The sequence below is a fragment of the Methylocella sp. CPCC 101449 genome (assembly GCF_031921685.1).
Classification (GTDB): domain Bacteria; phylum Pseudomonadota; class Alphaproteobacteria; order Rhizobiales; family Beijerinckiaceae; genus Terripilifer.
Genome location: NZ_JAPDHU010000001.1, coordinates 1,030,728 through 1,050,274 on the forward strand (window position 1 = coordinate 1,030,728; position 19,547 = coordinate 1,050,274).

General features: G+C 61.6%; 21 protein-coding genes. 14 read left to right on the forward strand and 7 right to left on the reverse strand.

All coding sequences use genetic code 11. The features are described 5' to 3' along the window. Positions 1–38 precede the first annotated feature (38 nt). The 7 genes from OIM99_RS04620 (at position 39) to dmpG (ending at position 5,975) form a co-directional block, all read left to right on the forward strand. On the forward strand, positions 39–815 hold the full coding sequence (locus OIM99_RS04620) for a GntR family transcriptional regulator (RefSeq protein ID WP_311849154.1): 777 nt from the start codon (positions 39–41) through the stop codon (positions 813–815). Between the two features lie 179 nt (positions 816–994). Then, on the forward strand, positions 995–2,101 hold the full coding sequence (gene dctP / locus OIM99_RS04625) for a TRAP transporter substrate-binding protein DctP (protein ID WP_311849155.1): 1,107 nt from the start codon (positions 995–997) through the stop codon (positions 2,099–2,101). 76 nt (positions 2,102–2,177) lie between these two features. Then, a complete protein-coding gene (locus OIM99_RS04630) occupies positions 2,178–2,390 on the forward strand; it encodes a hypothetical protein (RefSeq protein WP_409371470.1) in 213 nt (70 codons plus the stop codon). A gap of 21 nt (positions 2,391–2,411) precedes the next feature. Then, complete coding sequence (locus OIM99_RS04635) at positions 2,412–3,230, forward strand: hypothetical protein (protein ID WP_311849157.1); 819 nt, start codon at positions 2,412–2,414, stop codon at positions 3,228–3,230. Between the two features lie 9 nt (positions 3,231–3,239). Then, positions 3,240–4,010, forward strand: a complete 771-nt coding sequence (locus OIM99_RS04640; protein WP_311849158.1) for a fumarylacetoacetate hydrolase family protein — start codon at positions 3,240–3,242, stop codon at positions 4,008–4,010. Positions 4,011–4,015: 5 nt separating this feature from the next. Then, entirely contained in the window at positions 4,016–4,951 is a 936-nt protein-coding gene (locus OIM99_RS04645; RefSeq protein ID WP_311849159.1) for an acetaldehyde dehydrogenase (acetylating), read from the forward strand. Beyond that, the gene (gene dmpG / locus OIM99_RS04650; RefSeq protein WP_311849160.1) at positions 4,944–5,975 is read left to right on the forward strand and encodes a 4-hydroxy-2-oxovalerate aldolase; all 1,032 of its coding nucleotides are present in this window, start codon (positions 4,944–4,946) and stop codon (positions 5,973–5,975) included. Before OIM99_RS04645 ends, dmpG begins: the two co-directional genes overlap by 8 nt. Before the next feature lie 111 nt (positions 5,976–6,086). Here dmpG and OIM99_RS04655 read toward each other — a convergent pair whose 3' ends face one another. After that, complete coding sequence (locus OIM99_RS04655) at positions 6,087–7,673, reverse strand: FAD-dependent monooxygenase (RefSeq protein ID WP_311849161.1); 1,587 nt, start codon at positions 7,671–7,673, stop codon at positions 6,087–6,089. A gap of 89 nt (positions 7,674–7,762) precedes the next feature. After that, positions 7,763–8,797 carry a hypothetical protein gene (locus OIM99_RS04660; protein WP_311849162.1) on the reverse strand — a complete coding sequence of 345 codons (1,035 nt, stop codon included), beginning with the start codon at positions 8,795–8,797 and terminating at the stop codon, positions 7,763–7,765. Between the two features lie 115 nt (positions 8,798–8,912). On the opposite strand from OIM99_RS04660, the gene OIM99_RS04665 reads away from it, so the two are divergent. Further along, a complete protein-coding gene (locus OIM99_RS04665) occupies positions 8,913–9,629 on the forward strand; it encodes an IclR family transcriptional regulator (protein ID WP_311849163.1) in 717 nt (238 codons plus the stop codon). A gap of 66 nt (positions 9,630–9,695) precedes the next feature. Here the strand turns inward: OIM99_RS04665 and OIM99_RS04670 are convergent, their stop codons facing one another. From OIM99_RS04670 to OIM99_RS04690, 5 genes are read right to left on the reverse strand one after another with little or no spacing between them, the layout of a single operon-like run. Then, positions 9,696–10,703 carry an ABC transporter substrate-binding protein gene (locus OIM99_RS04670; RefSeq protein ID WP_311849164.1) on the reverse strand — a complete coding sequence of 336 codons (1,008 nt, stop codon included), beginning with the start codon at positions 10,701–10,703 and terminating at the stop codon, positions 9,696–9,698. Positions 10,704–10,739: 36 nt separating this feature from the next. Further along, complete coding sequence (locus OIM99_RS04675) at positions 10,740–11,573, reverse strand: ABC transporter permease (RefSeq protein WP_311849165.1); 834 nt, start codon at positions 11,571–11,573, stop codon at positions 10,740–10,742. Then, on the reverse strand, positions 11,573–12,355 hold the full coding sequence (locus tag OIM99_RS04680; RefSeq protein WP_311849166.1) for an ABC transporter ATP-binding protein: 783 nt from the start codon (positions 12,353–12,355) through the stop codon (positions 11,573–11,575). Before OIM99_RS04680 ends, OIM99_RS04675 begins: the two co-directional genes overlap by 1 nt. Beyond that, on the reverse strand, positions 12,355–13,404 hold the full coding sequence (locus tag OIM99_RS04685; protein WP_311849167.1) for a cupin domain-containing protein: 1,050 nt from the start codon (positions 13,402–13,404) through the stop codon (positions 12,355–12,357). Before OIM99_RS04685 ends, OIM99_RS04680 begins: the two co-directional genes overlap by 1 nt. After that, positions 13,404–14,261 (reverse strand): fumarylacetoacetate hydrolase family protein, encoded by an 858-nt coding sequence (locus OIM99_RS04690; RefSeq protein WP_311849168.1) that lies wholly within the window; start codon positions 14,259–14,261, stop codon positions 13,404–13,406. The genes OIM99_RS04685 and OIM99_RS04690 overlap by 1 nt, the downstream gene beginning before the upstream one ends. A gap of 145 nt (positions 14,262–14,406) precedes the next feature. On the opposite strand from OIM99_RS04690, the gene OIM99_RS04695 reads away from it, so the two are divergent. From OIM99_RS04695 to OIM99_RS04720, 6 genes are all read left to right on the forward strand, one after another. Continuing rightward, a complete protein-coding gene (locus OIM99_RS04695; protein WP_311849169.1) occupies positions 14,407–15,468 on the forward strand; it encodes an LLM class flavin-dependent oxidoreductase in 1,062 nt (353 codons plus the stop codon). Between the two features lie 5 nt (positions 15,469–15,473). Continuing rightward, positions 15,474–16,040 carry a MarR family transcriptional regulator gene (locus OIM99_RS04700; protein ID WP_311849170.1) on the forward strand — a complete coding sequence of 189 codons (567 nt, stop codon included), beginning with the start codon at positions 15,474–15,476 and terminating at the stop codon, positions 16,038–16,040. Positions 16,041–16,062: 22 nt separating this feature from the next. Beyond that, on the forward strand, positions 16,063–16,455 hold the full coding sequence (locus tag OIM99_RS04705) for a rhodanese-like domain-containing protein (protein WP_311850349.1): 393 nt from the start codon (positions 16,063–16,065) through the stop codon (positions 16,453–16,455). A 1-nt stretch (position 16,456) separates the two neighbouring features. Further along, positions 16,457–17,671, forward strand: coding sequence for an amidohydrolase family protein (locus tag OIM99_RS04710; protein WP_311849171.1), 1,215 nt, complete (start codon positions 16,457–16,459; stop codon positions 17,669–17,671). Between the two features lie 12 nt (positions 17,672–17,683). Beyond that, positions 17,684–18,652: an ornithine cyclodeaminase family protein gene (locus OIM99_RS04715; RefSeq protein WP_311849172.1), complete on the forward strand. Its 969-nt coding sequence runs from the start codon at positions 17,684–17,686 to the stop codon at positions 18,650–18,652. Positions 18,653–18,821: 169 nt separating this feature from the next. Further along, on the forward strand, positions 18,822–19,520 hold the full coding sequence (locus OIM99_RS04720; protein WP_311849173.1) for a glutathione S-transferase N-terminal domain-containing protein: 699 nt from the start codon (positions 18,822–18,824) through the stop codon (positions 19,518–19,520). Positions 19,521–19,547 lie beyond the last annotated feature (27 nt).

Genomic DNA, 19,547 nt, shown 5'->3' on the forward strand with positions numbered 1-19,547 from the left:
GGCGATAAGCAACACAGGACTTCTGGGACTTCTCCGTAATGTCAAAAGCAGCCATCAAGCGTCGTGCGAAGTCAGCCGCTCCTTCGCGTCAGATCGAAGCGCTGACGCGCATCGCAACGCCGATCTATATTCAGCTCGTCACGCTGTTCCGTCGTCGCATCGAAACCGGCGAATGGGCGTTAAATCAACAGATCCCCACCTTGGACGAGCTCGCCGAAGAACTCGGCGTCGCGCGCGCCACGGTGCGCCACGCGGTCGGCTTTCTTGAGAACGAGGGTTTGATCGGCCGCTATCGTGGCCGCGGCACGTTCGTCCTGCGCAAGCCCGAATCAGAAGTGTGGCTGGATATCCCCACCGAATGGGAAGAACTGACGGAATCGCGGCCCGGCATCGCTATGGAATGGCTCGATTGCGTCGTCGCCAAGGCGCCGCCCGCCCCTTCGCACAGTGGCGGCCATGTCGCCGACGAATATCAATTCCTGCGCCGCATTCACCGGCGCGGCAACGTGCCCTATCTCATCGCCAACAGTTATGTCGAACGCAGCATTTTCAAGACAGTGGGCAAGAAGGGTTTTACGACAACGACACCGCTGCGCATTCTCAACGATCATCTTGGCAACCGGTTGGGCCGCGCCGAACAGACCGTCACCGTCGGTTCTGCCGATGTGGAAGTGGCCGATCTTCTGAATGTCTCGATCAATTCCCCGATCGTGATCCTCAAGCGTTCGATTTTCGATCAGGACGAATGCCTGGTCTATGAATCGGAAGGTCTGCATCGCGGCGATTTCGTCCGCATGCGCGTGCGGCTGCGCTGACGCGAACAATCGGACGCTGATTTAAATCGATATTTTTCAAATGTTTGTGATCAAGATCGCACAGTCACGCTTTGTCCATAAGAGATAAAAGTATAGTCTTCTATAATTTTGTTGCATTGAAGCCCGGCGACGCTACACTGCGCGCCCATCACGATGACAATGATGGGTGGGAGGGGTCCATGAGGTTTCGCGGGTTGATGGCGCTGGCTTTCGCCGCGCTTTGCGCGACAGGCGCAAATGGCACGGCGAAGGAACTGGTGTTCGGCTCTTGGGCACCGACCAATCACGGCAGCAATTATGCACTGGAGCCGTTGTTCAAGACCATTCAGGAGAAAACAAACGGCGCGCTGACATGGAAATTCGTGTCGGGCGGTCAGATCGTCAATCCGCGTAGCACGGGCCAGGCCCTGCGCGACAATCTCATCGATGCCGGCATCATCCTGCCCACGGTCTACACCAAGGAACTGGCAGCCAATAACGCCATCTACAATCTGCTTGGTTTCGGCACCGACACGGCGGCGATCGCCGGCGCGACGGTCGAGACCATCATGCTCAACTGTCCGCAATGTCTCGATGAATATCGTCGCATGGGCGCGACCTATCTCGCCGGCTACGGCCCGACGCCGTATCGCCTGCTGTGCTCCAAGCCGGTGAAGGGACCGGAAGACGTGAAGGGCGAGAAGGTGCAATCGCTCGGCACGGCCGCACGCATCATCAAGGCGATGGGCGCGACGCCAGTGACTTTGTCGCCTTCCGACAGCATTCCCGGCCTGCAACGCGGCGCACTCGGCTGCGTGCACGGTCCTTACGTCTGGGTGCGCATTTACGGGCTCGACGTCATCAAATCGATCATCGAAGCGCCGCTCGGCACGCCGCGCGCCTTCGGCCTCTTCGTCATGAGCGGCACGTCGTGGAAAAATCTCACGGCCGATCAGAAGAAGCTTCTGTGGTCGGAAATGCCGAAGGCGACGGCGGCGGCGACCATTCGCGGCCATATCGTCGAGGACCAGCATGCCATCGAGGAAGCCAAGAAACACGGCATCAGCTTCGTGCCCGGCGCTTCGCTAAAGGGCGTGATGGATGCCTTCAATGCCGAAGAGATTGGCATTGTCGCGGCGGAAGCCAAGTCGCTTGGTGTGAAGGATCCGGAAGCGCTCATCGCCAAGCACATCGAACTCATACGCAAATGGGAAGCGCTGACCAAGGACATCGGCCAGGACGAAGCGAAACTCGCGGCGCTCCTGCAATCGGAAGTCTATTCCAAGATCGATCCGTTGAAGTGGTAGGACGATGACAGTGAGTGGTGCGGTGCGGCGGCGGGGACTCGAACGGTTTTTGCATCGCTACGACAAGGATGCGGACTTGCAGCGGAGGCTGGATGACGATCCAGCCTCCGTCGCCCGTGAATTCGCGCTCGCGACCGAGGAAATCAGCGCTGTGGTGCGACGCGACGTGGCGCAACTGCTGCGCTGGCAGCTGCATCCGCTGCTGATCCGCAATTTCGCCGGCTTCCAGAAGATCGACTACGTCGCCGAATACCGCAAAGCCGGCTTTGGCGTCGACGGCCAATCGTAAGCCGTTCGACAGGAGAACATCATGGCCAACATCGTCTGGAAAAGTTGCGTCTCTCACACGGCCGCCATGCTGCGCATGCCGCAGGGAACCGACGAGGCGCAGGCCAATCGCGTCTTTCAAGCCTTCGCGCATTTAAGAGAGACATTGAAAGCGAGCCGCCCCGACGTCCTCGTCATCATCGCCACCGACCATATGATGACCTTTTCCTATGAGGCCGTGCCGGTTTTCGCCATCGGCACCGGCGCGGCTTTTCCCTCTTGGGGCGAGGCCGGCACGCCGGATCGCACCTTCAAGGGGATCGATGCTTTTGGCGACGACGTTGTCAAACGGCTGATCGACAGCGAGTTCGACGTCGTTTCGGTGGCGGAGATGAAGCTCGATCACGCCTTTGGCTGCCCGCTGAGCTTCCTGATGAAGGATATCGATATTCCCCTCCTGCCGATTTACGTGAACTGCACGGTGCCGCCGCTGCCCAGCCACGCGCGCTGCCGCGCCTTCGGCACGGCCCTGGGCCAGGCTTTGCGGGCGCAGTCGGTGGCCTCGCGTATCGCCATCGTCGGCACCGGGGGCATCAGCCATTGGGTCGGCCTGCCGCAGACCGGCCTGATCAACGAGACTTTCGATCAGGACTTCCTGCGCCTGTTCGAGGCCGGCGAACTCGATGCCATCGTCGATTTCGATTCCGACAAAGTGATCGCCGAGGCCGGCAATGGCGCGGCGGAAATCCGCAATTGGCTGATCGCCGCCGCAGCTGCGCAGGCCAGCAAAGGCACGCGCCTCGCCTATGAGCCGGTCAGCGCCTGGAAGACCGGCATCGGTCTCGTCGAACTTTCATCTTAGAGGCAGAATATGTCGATCATCGAGAACACGGCGCGCGATCTCATCGCCGCTTACGATCAAGCCCCGATCGCGCCGGTGCGCGAAAAGCTCAACGGCGTCGCGGATGCCTATGCGGTGCAACAGAAGACCGTGCGCGACTGGCTGGCCCGGGGACGGCGCATCGCCGGACGCAAGATCGGCCTCACCGCCAAAGCCGTGCAGCAGCAGCTTGGCGTCGACGAGCCGGATTTCGGCACGATCTTCGCCGACATGGTGGTGCCGCATGGCGGCGAAGTGGCCAAGGGCACGGTGCAGCAACCACGCATCGAAGCGGAGATCGCTTTCGTCTTGAAACGTGATCTCGCCGGCGCAAACGTCACGGCGGAAGATGTCATCGCGGCCACCGACTATGTCTGCCCGGCGCTGGAAATCTGCGGCAGCCGCATCGCCGACTGGAACATCAAGATCGAGGACACGGTGGCCGACAACGCCTCCGCCGGCCTGATCGTGCTGGGCGAGAAGCGTTCGGCCGCCGATCTCGCGCACTTGCCAGACGTGGCGATGCAGCTTGCGCACAATGGCGCGGTGGCCGTGGAAGGGCGTGGCGAAGCCTGCCTCGGCAATCCGGCCATTGCCGTTGCCTGGCTGGCGCAGGCGCTGGCCCGCTACGGCGAAGGCCTGAAGGCCGGCGACATCGTCATGAGCGGCGCGCTGGCGCGCATGCTGCCGGCGAGCCCCGGCGATGTGTTCGAAGGCGACTTCGGCGCTTTCGGCATCGTCAAAGTTTCCTTCGCCCGGTGAACTCTATGGCAAAAGTCAAAGCGGCGATCATCGGTTCCGGCAATATCGGCACGGACCTCATGATCAAGATCATGCGCCATGGCGATCCACTCGAAATGGCGATGCTGGTCGGCATCGATCCGAATTCGGAAGGGCTGGCGCGGGCGCAGCGCCTCGGCGTCGGCCATACGGCGCGCGGTATCGAGGGGCTGATGGAGAGCCCCGACTTCAAGGACATCCGCATCGTCTTCGACGCCACGTCGGCTGGCGCGCATCAGCGCCATGCCGATCTGTTACGACCGCACGGCAAGATCCTCATCGATCTGACGCCGGCGGCGCTCGGCCCCTTCGTCGTGCCGGTGGTCAATCTCGACGCGCATGCGCAAAGCGACAATATCAATATGGTGACCTGTGGCGGCCAAGCGACGATCCCGATCGTCGCGGCCGTCAACTCGCAATCACCCGTCGTCTATGCGGAGATCGTCGCCTCCATTGCTTCGAAATCCGCCGGCCCCGGCACGCGTGCCAATATCGATGAGTTCACCGAGACGACGGCGCGGGCCATCGAGCAATTGGGTGGCGCGCAGCGCGGCAAGGCGATCATCATTCTCAATCCGGCCGAACCGCCCGTGCTGATGCGCGACACGGTCTATTGCCTGACGCGCGACGGCGAGCCGGGCAAGATCGCCCGTGCCGTCGAAGACATGGTGGCCAAGGTGGCAGCTTATGTGCCGGGCTATCGGCTAAAACAGAGCGTGCAGTTCGAACGGATCAGCAACAACAATCCCATGCGCATTCCCGGCATCGGCGATGTCAGCGGCCTGAAGACCACGGTGTTTCTGGAGGTCGAGGGCGCGGCGCATTATCTCCCCGCCTATGCCGGCAATCTCGACATCATGACCAGCGCCGCCATGACGACGGCGCGCAATCTGGCTCTACGTTTGGAGACGAGCCATGCCTGATTTCAATCCGTCGCGGCCGATCTATGTGCAGGACGTGACCCTGCGCGATGGCATGCATGCCATCCGCCATCGCTATACGATCGACCAGGTGAAGCAGATCGCCGGTGCGCTTGACCGCGCTGGGGTCTCCGCCATCGAGATCGCCCATGGCGATGGCCTGTCCGGCAGCAGTTTCAACTATGGTTTCGGCGAACGCACCGATCTCGAGTGGATCGAGGCGACCGCCACGGTGGTGAAACAGGCCGTCGTCACCACACTCCTTATCCCCGGCATCGGCACGATCCATGATCTCAAGGATGCCTATGCCGCCGGCGCCCGCTCCGTGCGCGTCGCCACCCATTGCAGCGAGGCGGATGTCGCCGCGCAGCATATCGAGGCGGCGCGCAAGCTCGGCATGGATGTCTCGGGCTTCCTGATGATGTCGCATATGCTGGAGCCGCAGGCGCTTGCGGGCCAAGCGCAGCTGATGGAGAGCTATGGCGCCCATTGCGTCTATGTGGTCGATTCCGGTGGCGCCCTCACCATGGCCGGCGTGGCGGAACGCTTCCAGCGTTTCAACGATGTCCTGAAGCCGGAAACGCAGACCGGCATGCACGCCCATCAAAATCTGTCGCTTGGCGTCGCCAATACGATCGCGGCGCTGGAACTGGGTGCGACCCGTGTCGATGCCAGCCTTGCGGGCATGGGCGCCGGCGCCGGCAATGCGCCGCTCGAAGCCCTCGTCGCCGTGATGGAGCGTTATGGCTTTGCCAACAGCTGCAATCTCTTCGCCTTGATGGATGCGGCCGAAGACCTGGTGCGCCCGTTGCAAGACCGCGCCGTGCGTGTCGATCGCGAAACCCTCAGCCTCGGCTATGCCGGCGTCTATTCGAGCTTCCTGCGTCATGCGGAAAATGCCGCCGCCAGCCACGGGCTCGACGTGCGCTCGATCCTGGTCGAACTGGGACGCCGACGCATGGTCGGCGGCCAGGAAGACATGATCGTCGACGTGGCGCTGGATCTGGCGAAAGCGCAGAGAAAATAAGGCTGAATCGTTGAAAACTTACCGTCATTGCGAGGAGCGCAGCGACGAAGCAATCCAGGGCGCGTGCCTTGACCCCTGGATTGCTTCGCTGCGCTCGTAATGACGGCTATCTCAATGCTGTCCTACGACTTTTCTGAGCACGGAAGCGGCATCGCCGTTCAGAGCATCGGCATGCCAAACCACATATTGATCGGGACGCACGAGGATCAGCCGGGCCGCATAATCGGCGCGGTTTGATTGCTGGTCGTCCCTGACGACCTTAAGTGGCACGTGCAGATTTTCGGCTGCCGCCGTGAAGGCTGCGACCGTGTCTTCCCGCGCATCGAACGCCAGAAGCGTGAAGTCGTTCCCCAGCGCCTCGAAACTGCTCGCCCCCGAGGACATCGCGACAGGCGCCAGATGATGCCCCGCGCGGGCGCGCACGGCGTGGGTTCCATGGGCTGAATTGACACCGCCTTCGGGGCCGAACATCACGGTGGAGCCTTCATAGTTTGGCTCATATTGCTGGAAACGCGATCCGATATCCGTCTCGCGGGCATGCCATGCGGTTTCAAATTCGGGCTTGTCGACGGTTGGATTGTAGCGATCGAGAAAGGCCGCATCGCGCTTGATGCGCGCGGTGATGAAATCATCCGCCGTTTCCCAGAACACCGGACGACGCTCGATGCTGTAGCTTTCGAGAAGACGATCGGTGCCCCAGCCGTTGAGACGCGCAGCCAGTTTCCAGCCGAGATTTCTGACGTCTTCCAAGCCGTTGTTCAAGCCGAAGCCACCATAGGGCGGATGGCTGTGCGCCGCATCGCCGGCGATGAAGACGCGGCCCTTTTGATAATGTTCGGCGACCGCCACGCGCATCTTCCAAAACGACAGATGTTCGAAATCGCAGTGGCACTCGAAGCCGGCAGCCTGGCGAATGAGTCCCAGCGCATCGAAAGTTTCGAGGCTCGCTTCCATGGGCACGGGCGCATGGAAGAACCATTCGTCCGGTTCCGAAATGCGGCCGAAGAACTGCCAATAGCCTTTCAGCTCCGGCTTGAGCACGCGATAGGTCGACCGCTGCGGGAAGCGCTCAAGCCGTTGGCTCAGGTCGCGCGAGCGGAAGACCGCGAGCAGCATGTTCTGCTCGTAGTCCTGCTTGCTGCGCTCGATCCCGAGTTGTGACCGGACATTCGAATGCGCACCGTCGCAACCAACGAGATAGTCACAGCTCACCGTGGCTTGTTCGTCGGACTCGATCGAACGCAGCTCGATCCGCACTTCGGATTCATCTTGCGACAGACGACCGGCTTCCCAGCCGAAAAGCGTATCCACTGATGGCTGTGTCGCCACCTTCTTTCGCAGGACTTCCTCCATACGATATTGCGGCAGGCGTTCATTGTCTTGCGAATAGAACGGACGGACGAGTTCGCGTCCGGCCGGCGCATGCCAATAGTCGCTCATCAGATCGCCATAGGCGGTCAGCTCTCCGATCGGATAGCCTGCCGGCATCAGACGCGCCGCCCGCAGTTCCTTCTCCAAGCCCCATGTGGCGAAATGTTCGAGCGTGCGCTGGGTCAGGTTTTGGCCCTTGGGAACCTTGCTCAGGGTTTTTCGCGGCTCGACGAGAAGACACGAAATACCCCTGAGCCCCAATTCGATCGCAAGGCCGACGCCAACAGGACCGCCGCCGACGACAATTGTCTGATAGTGATTTTTCACGATGTCTTCTCTCAGACTCATAGCGTCTTGCAGACGCCTCAAAACAAAGATCCAGGCAAAATTGCGTTTCTCTCGAAACGCAGTTTTCTTTAACGAGCCGCTTCGGAAATCTGACGCGCGCGCTCGAGAACCGCCGGCGGCGTGGCATAGACCTTTGCCAGGATACTGGCGATCTCGTCGCCGAACACCGGCGATACGTCGATCGATTGCCGTTCGGCCTCGGCGATGAAATCAACGTCCTTCGTCATTTTCTCAAACGCTGTGCGCAGCATCTCCACGCGATCGGCAGGCACGTTCGGCGGCGCCGCCAGCGGCCATGCGATGGCGAGCCGGGCGAGGAAGAACGACAGCAACTGACGGTCATCCTCATCGGTCACGAGATCCAAGGCAGAAGGCACATTCTCCAGATCGGGCGCCTTGGTAAGACCGAGCTGCATCAGGATGCGTACCTGCTGCTGCTTGATCCACGCCGGGCGGCTGGCCTTGAGATAGCCCCACGACAACCCAGCCATGCCATCGGCCTCGCCGCGATCGACGGCCAGAAGCGTTTCGGTGGCGCCCGGATAGCCGGTGACGATTTTCAGCTTGGTTTTGAAGATCGTATTGATGATCCGCGGGAAGGTCGCGGTATCGGCACCGCCGCCGGTGGTCGCGATCACGACCTCCTCGGTCTTCAGATCGTCGATGCTTTTGGCGCGCGAGGCTTGGCGCACGAACATCACATTGGTCTCGCGGCTGGGGCTGCCGATCCAGCTCAGCTTGCGCGGATCGAACTGCGCGCTCTTGTTGCCGACGAGCGGTTCGAAGGGGATGCCGCGCGAGAAAGTGCCGAGAGAAGTGCCGTCCTTGGGCGCGATATTGGCCAGATAGTTGATCGCCGAGAGGCTGCCGGCGCCGGGCATGTTCTGCACGACGACCGTCGGGTTGCCGTCGATATATTTGCCGAAGAAACGGCTGATCGTGCGGGCACTGAGATCGTAGCCGCCGCCGGGCGAGAAGCCGACGATGATGGTGATCGTCTTGCCCTTGTAGAAACCCGTTTGCTGGGCCGAGGCAGCCGGAGCAAACGGCATGCACAACGGCAAAATGGCGACGCAGCCGAGCGCCAATTTCCTCAAGTTCATGTCACCTCCCAAAAAATAGAACATCATTCTAATTTGCCGGCTATTTACAGACTGGCGCCGGTTCATGCAAGAAAATAGAACAGCGTTCTGAAATGGATTTGCGGAGGATAGGCGGATGACCCAGGTCGATGATGGGGAAGCCAAGCACGTGGCTTCCGTCGAGCGCGCCCTGAGTGTTTTGCAGGCCTTCTCGGCCGAGCGCCCGCGCATGACGCTCGTCGACCTCGCGACGGCGACGGGTCTCTATAAAAGCACCATTCTTCGCCTTTGCCAGACGCTTGAAGTTGCTGGCTTTTTAGCGCGCAGCGAGAACGGGCATTATTATGTGGGCGCGGCGACGCTGCAATTGGCGCGGCTGCACCAGGAAGCCGTTGAGCCCGCCGAGCTGATCCTGCCGGCGCTGCGCGAACTCGTCGCGGAAACCGGCGAAAGCGCCTGTTTCAACATCCGCAACGGCGACAACCGCGTGTGCCTCTATCGCATCGAATCGCACCACCGGCTGCGCGACCACGTGATGGTGGGGGATGTCATTCCGCTGAAATTCGGTGCGGCGGGTCATGTGCTGGAGGCGTTCTCAGGCGGCAAGAGCCCGAGGCATGCGCAAATTCGTAAGGCGGGCTATTCGATCAGCCTGGCGGAGGTGAGCAGCGGCGTCGCGGCGATCGCGGCGCCCGTATTCAAGGGCGGCGGCGAACTGGCAGGCGCCATCGTTCTGAGCGGCCCGAGAAGCCGTATCGATGATGCGACCCTCAAGCGGTTGGAGGGCGTCATCATCAAGGCGGCGCAAGCACTCTCGAAACGCTTCGGCAGCACCTATTTGACCTATAGCTGATCGCTCGCGGCCAATAAAAAAACCGCCGCGTCATGCGCGGCGGTTTCGCGAACGCGTTGCTTCTTGTTATTTCGCGTCGAGGAATTTGTTGGTGTAGAGCGTCTCGGCATCGCCTGGATTGCCGATCTTGTTCTCGCGCAAGGCGCTGACGCCAGCCTGCCAAAGCTTCGGCACGTTGCGCATCAGGTTCTCGCGCCCTTCCGACAGCCAGAGCTGGTCGATGGTCGCTTTTTCCTGGGCGACGACGCTGTCGATATCGCGCAGGCCGGGGATTTCGAAATCCTTGGCGGCGCGCTCGAAGATCGGCTTCAGCGGCTGCGCCACCATTTCCTCGGCCGACGCGCGCAAGGCCCGCACGGCGCGGGTCAGAATGTCGCCTTTCTTCTCCGCTGTCTGCTGAGTGACCACATAGGTCTGGCCCGGCATCGGCGCATAACGATCGATCGACCAGGCGACGATGTCTTCCTTCATGTTCTGCAGCGCGATGACGACGAGCAGCGAACCGAAGAAGCAATCGACGCGGCCCTGTTTGACGAATTGCATGGCGCCCGGGCTGTTGCCGGTGGCTTCGCGCTTCACATCGTCGGGCTTGAGACCGGCCTTCGCCAAGACGAGATCGAGCAGGATGTCACTGGTGCCGCCGCGCGTCACGAGACCCACGGTCTTGCCCTTCAAGTCCTCGGCCTTTTCGATTGGTTTCGACTTCGGGCTGATCATGTGGAACGTGCCGCCCTGATAGATGGTGGCGATCGCCACCAGCGGCACATTGGTCTGGCCTTTGGCGAGCATGACATCGAGGCTGGCGGCGCGCAGAATATCCACCTGGCCGACGACAAGCTGCTGCATGGCCTGAGCGCCGCCCTGGCCGCCGATGATCTTGGCATCGAGATTCTGCTTGGCGAAATGGCCGCCGGAAACGGCATTCATCATCTCGATGAAATCGGGGATGAAGCCGAAAGGAGTCATCAGAGAGACCTGATCGCGCGCCTGCGCCCGTAGAATGGCCGGAAAGCCAAACGGCGCGGCGGCTGCCGCGGCCGCGGATGCTTTGATCAGTTTACGCCTGTCCATCATCTGATACTCCCCTCGCTTGTAGACGGCTTATGCCGCTTATTTGAGATTGACCGACTGATGCCACGGAATGAGGAAGCGCCGGAGCGCGCCGGTGGCGAAATAGAAGAAGAAGCCCAGCAGGGTCATCTGGATGATGACGGCGAACAGGCCGTCGGTCTCATAGCCGTTCATCTTCGAAACCAGCATGAAGCCGAGGCCGGCATTGCCGCCGAGATATTCGCCGACGATGGCGCCGATGATCGCCAGCACGATGCCGACTTCCATGCCGGTGATGATGTAGGGCAAAGACGAAGGCAGTTCGAGACGACGGAAGATTTGCCAGTTCGTCGCGTTGAGGCTGGTCATCACGTCCTTATGGCCAGCATCGACCGACTTCACGCCCAGCACCGTATTGGTGAGGATGGGGAAGAAAGCGAGCACGGCGGCGACGATCACCTTCGGTGTGTTGCCGAAGCCGAACCAGACGATGAAGAGCGGCAGCAGCGCCACTTTCGGAATGACCTGGGTGGCGACGATGAAGGGATTGAGCGTCAATTCCAGCCAGCGGGCGCGGCCGAGCAGCACGCCGAGACCGACGCCGATGACCAAAGCCCAGAGAAAGCCGATCACGGTGACGTAGACGGTGAGGAACGTGTGGCCCCAGGCGCGGCGCGACATCAGCATGTCGATCCAGGCATCCCAGACCTTCGCCGGCGCCGGCAGAATGAAGGGCGAGAGATTGGTGGCGGCCACATAGAAATGCCAGATGCCGATCAGTACGATCAGCAGCAGCGGCGTGGTGACCCATGGCAGAACGCTTTCGCGCATGGGCTTGCGGCGCGCGGCGGTGGGCGGAACCGAGACGATGTCGTTGTTGCTCACGGCGCTCATCACGAAATCTCCGCCAGACGATGGCGCAACATTTTGGCGATCTCCTGAAAATCCTTGCTCGCCTGCACGTCGAGGGAGCGGGGCCGCGGCATGGGCACGTCGATGATCGTGTCGATACGGCCAGGGCGCGGCGACAAAAGAACGATGCGATCGGCGAGAAAGACGGCCTCCGAAATCGAATGGGTGACGAGCACGACGGTCTTGCGCGTCTCCATCCAGATGCGCTGCAATTCGAGATTCATCGTGTCGCGTGTCATGGCATCGAGCGCGCCGAACGGTTCGTCCATCAAAAGGATCTTGGGATTATAGGACAGTGCGCGGGCGATGGCGGCGCGCTGGCGCATGCCCCCCGACAATTCGCGCGGCCAGCGCTTCTCGAAGCCCGCGATGCCAACGAGCTTGGTCAACTCCCGCGCCTTGGCGCGGCGCTCAGTGGTGCCGACGCCCTTCAGTTCCAGCGGCAGCGCGATATTGTCTTCGATCGACAGCCACGGAAACAGGTTGGCGTCCTGGAAAACCATGCCGAGTTCCGACAGGGCCTGGCCCTGGCGCACGCCATGGCTCCATAATTCCTTGTCTTCCACCTTCAGCGCGCCACGGGTCGGCTCCAGCAGACCGCCGATCATGCGCAGCAATGTGGTCTTGCCGCAGCCCGACGGGCCGAGCAGCACGACGAACTCTCCTTCCGCCACCGCCAGATCGGTCGGCGCCAAAGCATGCACGGCTTCCGTGCCGGCGCCGAACCACTTTTCGATGCGTGATAACGATATGGCAGACGACATCAATGCTCCCGAACTTCTCGCCAAAGCCCCATTGTATGCTGAAGCGGCTTATCGCTGAAACTGAACAGCACAGCTTCGCGGTTTGCTTCGTGGCGGAAACGCAACCAGCCTGGAATGACAAAGTGGTCGTGTCGCGACCATGTGAATGTTTTCTCAATGCCATCGAGGCCGATGACCGTGGTGCGGCCCTCACCCTCGGCGACGCTGAACACGAGGGCTTCGGTGGTGCGGTAGAAGCCACCGGCAAAACCCTGAGGCAGAAGCTGCAAATAGGCGGCCATGGTCGGCATGATGGGGCCGCCGGTCTGCGGATGCGCATAGGCCAGGCGATAGCCGTGCACCGGATCGGCCTGCGCCCCTTTTGCCAATTGCGCCAGCGCGCCGCGCGCCTGCACGTATGGGTAGTGAATGCGCGGCGAGGCAACACTAATAGCCTCGGCCTCGGCCGGCAGCATGCCGCTGCCGAAACGGGCCATGGCCGCGCCTTCAGGCATTTTCGGTACGCCGCCTGCGGGCGGTTTCATCTCCGCGAAGGTCGTGCCCATGAGGCGCACGATCGGCAGATCGAGGCCGTCGAGCCAGGCGACGGCGGCATTGCCAGGATTGCCGTGACCATGCCAGGCGAAAGCCGGCGTCAGGATCAGATCACCCGCCGCCATGGTGAAGCGTTCGCCGCCAACTTCCGTATAGGCGCCGGCGCCCTCCAGAATGAAGCGCAAGGCCGACTGGGCATGACGATGCGGCGCTGCCGTTTCACCGGGCAGAAGATATTGAATACCGGCGTGCAAGGTGGCGGTGATGCGGGATTCGCCCGGATAGGAGGGGTTTTCGAACAACAGCACGCGGCGTTCAGCGAGTTCGGCTGAAATTTCGCGGGCGGCGCGTTCGAGATCGGGATTGAAATCGGCGGCGCGCCAATGGTGCGCCACCGCCGGCGGCGTCGGTTCGCTCGGCAGCATGCCGCGCATCACTTGCCACAATGGAATGAGGTGACGGGCGCGCAGCCCGTCCTCCCATCCGTTCGAACCGACTGTCGCCGCGCCGCTCATCAGGCACGCACCGCGATGCTGAGCGTGCCGATCTCCGGCACGGTGAGCGCAATCGTATCGCCCGGCACCACCGGCGCCACGCCTTCGGGCGTGCCGGTCATGATCAGGTCACCAGGTTGCAGGGTATAGAAGCGCGAGGCGTAAGCGATCAGCTTCTGTGTGTTGAAAATCATGTAGCTGGTCGACGAATCCTGGCGCCTTTCCCCGTTGACGTCGAGCCAGAGCCTGACGTCATTGGGATCTGCAATCTCATCCGCGGTGACCATCCAAGGGCCCATCACCGCATAACTGTCGACCGACTTGCGCAAGCTGCGATCTTCGGCGCCGCGCAAGGTCATATCGAGGCCCAGCGTGTAGCCGAACACGTGGTCCAGCGCGTCTTCGTAAGCAATGTTCTTGCCAGCTTTGCCGATGACGGCGACGAGCTCGCCTTCGTGGTCGGTGCGCCGGTCAGGGAAATGAATGGCGATCCCCTCGGCCGGGCCGACGATGGAGGTGCCGGCCTTCAGAAACAGACCGAGATCGTCGATCGTCTTGCCGACGACGCCCTGGTTGATCTGCCTATCGGCGGCGACTTCGGCCACGTGCTTCATATAGTTGGCCGGCGCGCCGATGACTTTGCCCGGCATGCCGACGGGGCTGAGCAGACGAACGTCGGCCAAAGGCTTGCGCGGCGCCTTGGCGGCGGCCTCGCGCAGTTTCGGCAGAAGGCCGGGCAGAGCCGCGATCACCGGATCGCCTGCGGTAAGCGGATAAACCAGCGGCGGCAAACTGCCGAGGACGAGTTCGGTCACATCGGCGACCGTCTCCCCTTCGATGACGCCAAACCGGTTCGGTTCAAATCGACAAAGGCGCATACACGGATCTCCCTGCCCTGTCCCAGCCTGTGAGGGCCGGCCTTTAGGGGCTTGCGCGATGCTAGACCAAGGAACAAATCTTGCGCAACAAAAATTATGCGTATACTGATCGTGAGTATACGCACTTGTTTGGCGGAGGATGGCGATGGAATACGGCGTTCAATTCTTTCCGGACGTGAAACCCGAGGAAAAGTCAGCAGCCCGCTATTTCGAGGAATGCTTGAACATTGCCGAGCAGGCCGAAAGCCTGGGCTTCACCCACGGCCGGATGGTCGAGCACTATTTCCATTACTATGGCGGCTACAGCCCCAATCCGCTGCTTTTCCTGGCATCGCTTGCCCAAAGAACACGCAAGATGCGTCTCATCACCGGCGCGCTTCTGCCGGTGTTCAGCAATCCGCTGAAAATGGCCGGCGAGATCGCCATGGTCGATGCCTTGTCGAACGGCCGCGTCGATATCGGCTTCGCGCGTGCCTTCCTGCCGCATGAATTCCGCCGCTTCGGCATTTCGCCCAACGAATCCGTGCGCCGCTTCCGCGAAGGCATCCGCCAGATCGATCTGCTGCTGCGCGAGGACGTGGTCAACGACAAAGGCGAATTCCTCACCATCGAAAACACCACCTCGCTGCCGCGCCCGACCCAGACACCACGGCCGAAATTCTACGTCGCGGCGCTCAACACGCCGGAGAGCTTCGAATATGCTGGCCAGAACGGCTTTTCGATCATGGCGATCCCGATTGCCGGCGGGCGCATGCGCGAACTGACCAAGATCTACCGGGACGCCTGGCGCGCCGCCGGCCATCCGGGCGACGGCGAGGTCATGCTGGCCTTCCACATGTATTGCGAGCCAGATGGCGATCAGGCCCGCGCCACGGCCAAACCTTTTATCGAGGGTTATTTCCACTCTCTTGTCGATGCCGCTTCGGACTGGCTTTCCGGCACGAGTTCTGATGATTATCCTGGTTATGCCAACATCATGAACAAGTTGAAGGCGACCAATATGGAAAACCAGATCGAGGGCAAATCCGCCTGGATCGGCTCGCCGCAGGAGCTGCGCGAGACGGTGGCCGGGCTTTTCGACGAATTCGGGCCGTTCGAGCATGCTTCATTGCAGATCGGCTTCAATATGCTGCCCTATGACAAGGCCATCGCCTCGATGAACCTGTTCGCCAAGGAAGTCATGCCGTTTCGGCCCAAACATGGCTAACCAAAATGGCTGACAAAGACGAGGCCTACGATTCCGTCTCCGGCCTGCATGATCGCGCCGGCCATCTGGCGCGCCGCCTGCAGCAGACCGCGGTGGCGCATTTCACGCGCTGCAATGGCTCGTTCGGCGTCACATCCGTCCAATATGCGGTGCTGATCGCGGTGCGCGACCATCCCGACCTCGATCAGGCGGCGCTGGCGGTGCAGATCGCTCTCGACAAGTCGACGCTCGGCGTCGTCGTCGACAAACTCGAACAGCGGGGCATGCTGAAACGCGCCCGCGATACGGTCGACAAGCGCCGCTACACCGTGCGCCTGACGCCGCGCGGGCGCAATCTGCTCGATTCCATGCGCCCGAGCGTCTGGCAATCGGAAAGCGATCTCCTGGCGCCGCTGACACCGGCCGAACAGAAGAAATTGAAGGCGCTGATCAGCAAACTGCTGCACGGCAATCGTGGCGTCAGCCGCACCGGCCCTGTCGATGAAGCCGCCTTGCCGCCACTGCGCCGTGGCCGCGCGTCAGCCAAATATGCGGACAAGCCGGACGCGGCGCCACGCAACACCAATCGCTAGATATTCGGGAGCAAACGTCGTGTTGAAGAAAGGCTACAAACAACTGTTGGCCGAGGCCAATGCGGTGGTCAAAACCGTCCCGGTAGAGGAAGCCAAGGCCCTGCGCGGCCAAGACGACGTGCAGTTCGTCGACATCCGCGATCCGCGCGAACTGGAACGCGACGGCATTATCGAAGGCGCGATGAGCGCGCCGCGCGGCATGCTGGAATTCTGGGTCGATCCCGAGAGCCCCTATTACAAGCCGGCATTGGGCGACGGCAAGAAGACACTGGTTCTCTATTGCGCCAGCGCGTGGCGCTCGGCCTTGGCAGCGAAAACCTTGACCGATATGGGTATGACCAATGTCAGCCATCTCGAAGGTGGTTTCACCGCCTGGAAGAATGCCGGCGGCGCCGTGGTGAAAAAGGAAAAATGATTTGACGAGCCTGCTGGTCGAAAACATCGGTGAATTTTTTACCGGCGACATCGCCGCGCCGACCGCCGACGTGCGCTCCCTGCTGGTTGAGGACGGACGCATCGCCGCGCTGAACGTGGCTGCGGACACTAAGGCCGACGCGGTGATCGACGCCAAGGGCAGCGCCGTTCTGCCCGGCCTCGTCGACGGCCATGTCCATCCGGTGCTGGGCGAATGGACGCCGACACAGGATGCGATCGGCTGGGTCGGCAATTATCTGCACGGCGGCTCGACGACCATGGTTTCGGCTGGCGAGCTGCATGCGCCGGGCCTCGACTATAACAATCTGACGCCGGAACTCGTCACCGCGCTGGCGGAAGTGACACGGCAGACCACCGGCCGCGTACGCTGGAGCAATGTGAAACTGCATGCCGGCACGGTACTGCTGGTGCCGGGCATGAACGAAACGCATTTCGACCGGCTGGCGAAGGTCGGCGCCATTCTGGCGAAATTCCTCTTCTATCCACTCGGCACCAATCCGGAGGAAGCCAAGCGCTATGTGCGTTGGTGCCGTGAACGCGGCATCCGTACAAAAGTACATACGGGCGGCGTCTCGCGCTCGGGCTTGAGCCAGATCTGCGGCTTCGAAATCCTGTCCTGGCTACAGCCTGATATTGCCGCGCATGTGTCGGGCGGTCCGATCCCGATGAGCGATGGCGATCTCAAGCGAGTGATCGACGAAACGACATTCGCGCTCGAAATCTGCACGTCCGGCAACTATCGCTCGACTTTGCTGGCGGCGCGCCGCCTGCGCGAACGCGGCCAGCTGCATCGCATGACCTTGGGCACCGATACGCCCGGCGGCACGGGCGTGGTGCCGCGCGGCATGCTGCGCAACATCTGCTATCTGTCTTCGGTCTGCGATCTGACACCCGGCGAGGCGATCGCGGTCGCCAGCGGCAATACCGCTCTGGCGCATGGGCTCGACGTCGGCTTCCTGCGCGAGGGCGCGCCAGCCGACTTCCTGATCTGCGGCCCTGTCGAAGGCTCGGCCGGCACGACTTTGGCCGATGCCATCGCCCATGGCGACCTGCCCGGCATTTCCTATGCTTTTATCGACGGCAAGCCTGTTGTCAGTGGTCGCAGCGAACAGACGCCGCCGTCGCGCTACACGATCAGGCTCGAAGCGGGCTGCCCCTGCCACGGCGATGGCACCGGTCGTTTCAACTGCAATTGAGAGAGCGAACGGATGCGCATTCTGACCCATCACGACGTCGTTCGCACCCTGCCCATGGCCGATTGCGTCGTGGCGATGAAACAGGCGCTGATCGATCTCGCCAATGGCGCTTATTATCTGCCGCTGCGCCTGAAGGCGCGGCCTGAAGGCGAGCCCAATCGCATGGGCTTCATGCCGGCACTGCGGCTCGCCGATGACCGACGCCTATGGTCGGTGAAGGAGATTTGCGTGACGCCCAGCAATGGCGCGCGCGGCATCGATCCGCACCAGGGCATGGTAATCCTGCACGACGGTTACGACGGGCGCCCGCTCGGCATTGTCGATGCCTCGTCCATCACCGCGATTCGCACCGCCGCGGTCACCGCCGTCGCCACGGCGGCTCTGGCGCCGCGCGAGGTGCGTAAAGTGGCGATTATCGGCGCCGGCGTACAGGCCGCCGCTCATGTGGACGCCATGCGCGTCGTCGTGCCTAAGGACGCCGAGATCGTCATCGCCAACCGCTCACCAGGCCGCGCCGCGCAATTGGCGGAGGAAAAACACTGCGGTTTCGCGCCGACGATCCAGGAAGGTCTTGCCGATGCGGACGTTGTCTGCACGGTCACCGGCTCCTACGAGCCGATCCTGAAACTCGAATGGCTGAAGCCCGGCTGTCACGTCAACGCGGTCGGATCGAGCCTGGCGGCGGCGCGCGAACTCGACGGACCGACGATGAAGGCGGTGGAGCTTTATGTCGATCGCCGTGAATCGGCGATCAACGAATCGGGCGAATATATTTTTGCGGTGCAGGAAGGCTTTATCGGCCCCGATCATATTCGTGCCGAACTGGGCGACGTGCTGACCGCGCGCCATCCGGGGCGTTCGTCGCAGGACCAGATCACCTGTTTCAAATCGCTGGGCCTGGCGGTGGAAGATCTCGCCGCCGCCGAACTGGCGCTGCAAAACGCCGAGCGGTTGAACGTCGGCACCCACGTCGACTGGTAAACAGCGCGAAGGGCATTTCTTCGCTCCCGTATTGGGCTATAGTCCGCTCCCCTGACGTTCAGCCCTGATTTCATCAGGCCGAACGCCAGATTCTTCGTTTGACGCATTTTCTTCACGCGAACCGGAAACCACTTCGCTTGAAAATGCTTTTCGGCTTCGGGAGCGGACCATGATCGATCTCTATGCGCTGACCAGCCCCAACGTTCAAAAGATTTACATTGCTCTTGAAGAACTTGGACTTCCCTACAAGGAACATTTCGTCGACGTCTGGAAAGGCGATCAATTCGCCGCCGAGTTCATGAAGCTCAATCCGAACGCGAAAATTCCAGTGATCGTCGATCATGACGGGCCGGACGGCAAGCCGATCACCATTTTCGAATCCGGCGCGATCTTGCTCTATCTCGCCGAGAAGACGGGCAAGCTGCTGCCCAGCGACAAGCGCGCCCGCACCGAAGCGCTGCAATGGCTGATGATCCAGCTCACCGGCGTCGGCCCGGCCTTTGGCAATTTTGTCCACTTCTCGCGCTTCGCGCCGCAGGGCAACGACTATTCGGTGTCGCGCTACAAAACTGAAATGACGCGTATCTTGAACCTCATCGACGAGCGCCTCAGCAGCAGCGCTTATCTCGGCGGCGCCGACTATTCCATCGTCGACATCGCCACCTGGCCGTGGATGCGCGGCTATATGGCCAACGCAGGCGTAGCGGAAAAAACGCCCCATCTCGCCCGCTGGTTCGCCGCCATCGAGAAGCGCGACGCCGTGCAGCGGGCGCTGGCCAAGATCGGCAAAATCCAGTCGGTGCGCGAAACAGCTAAGCCACGAGACATGGACCGCATGTTCGGCCGCGGCGAATTCGCCCGCGCCTGAGACAAAAGGGGCTGGTGCCCACCGGCT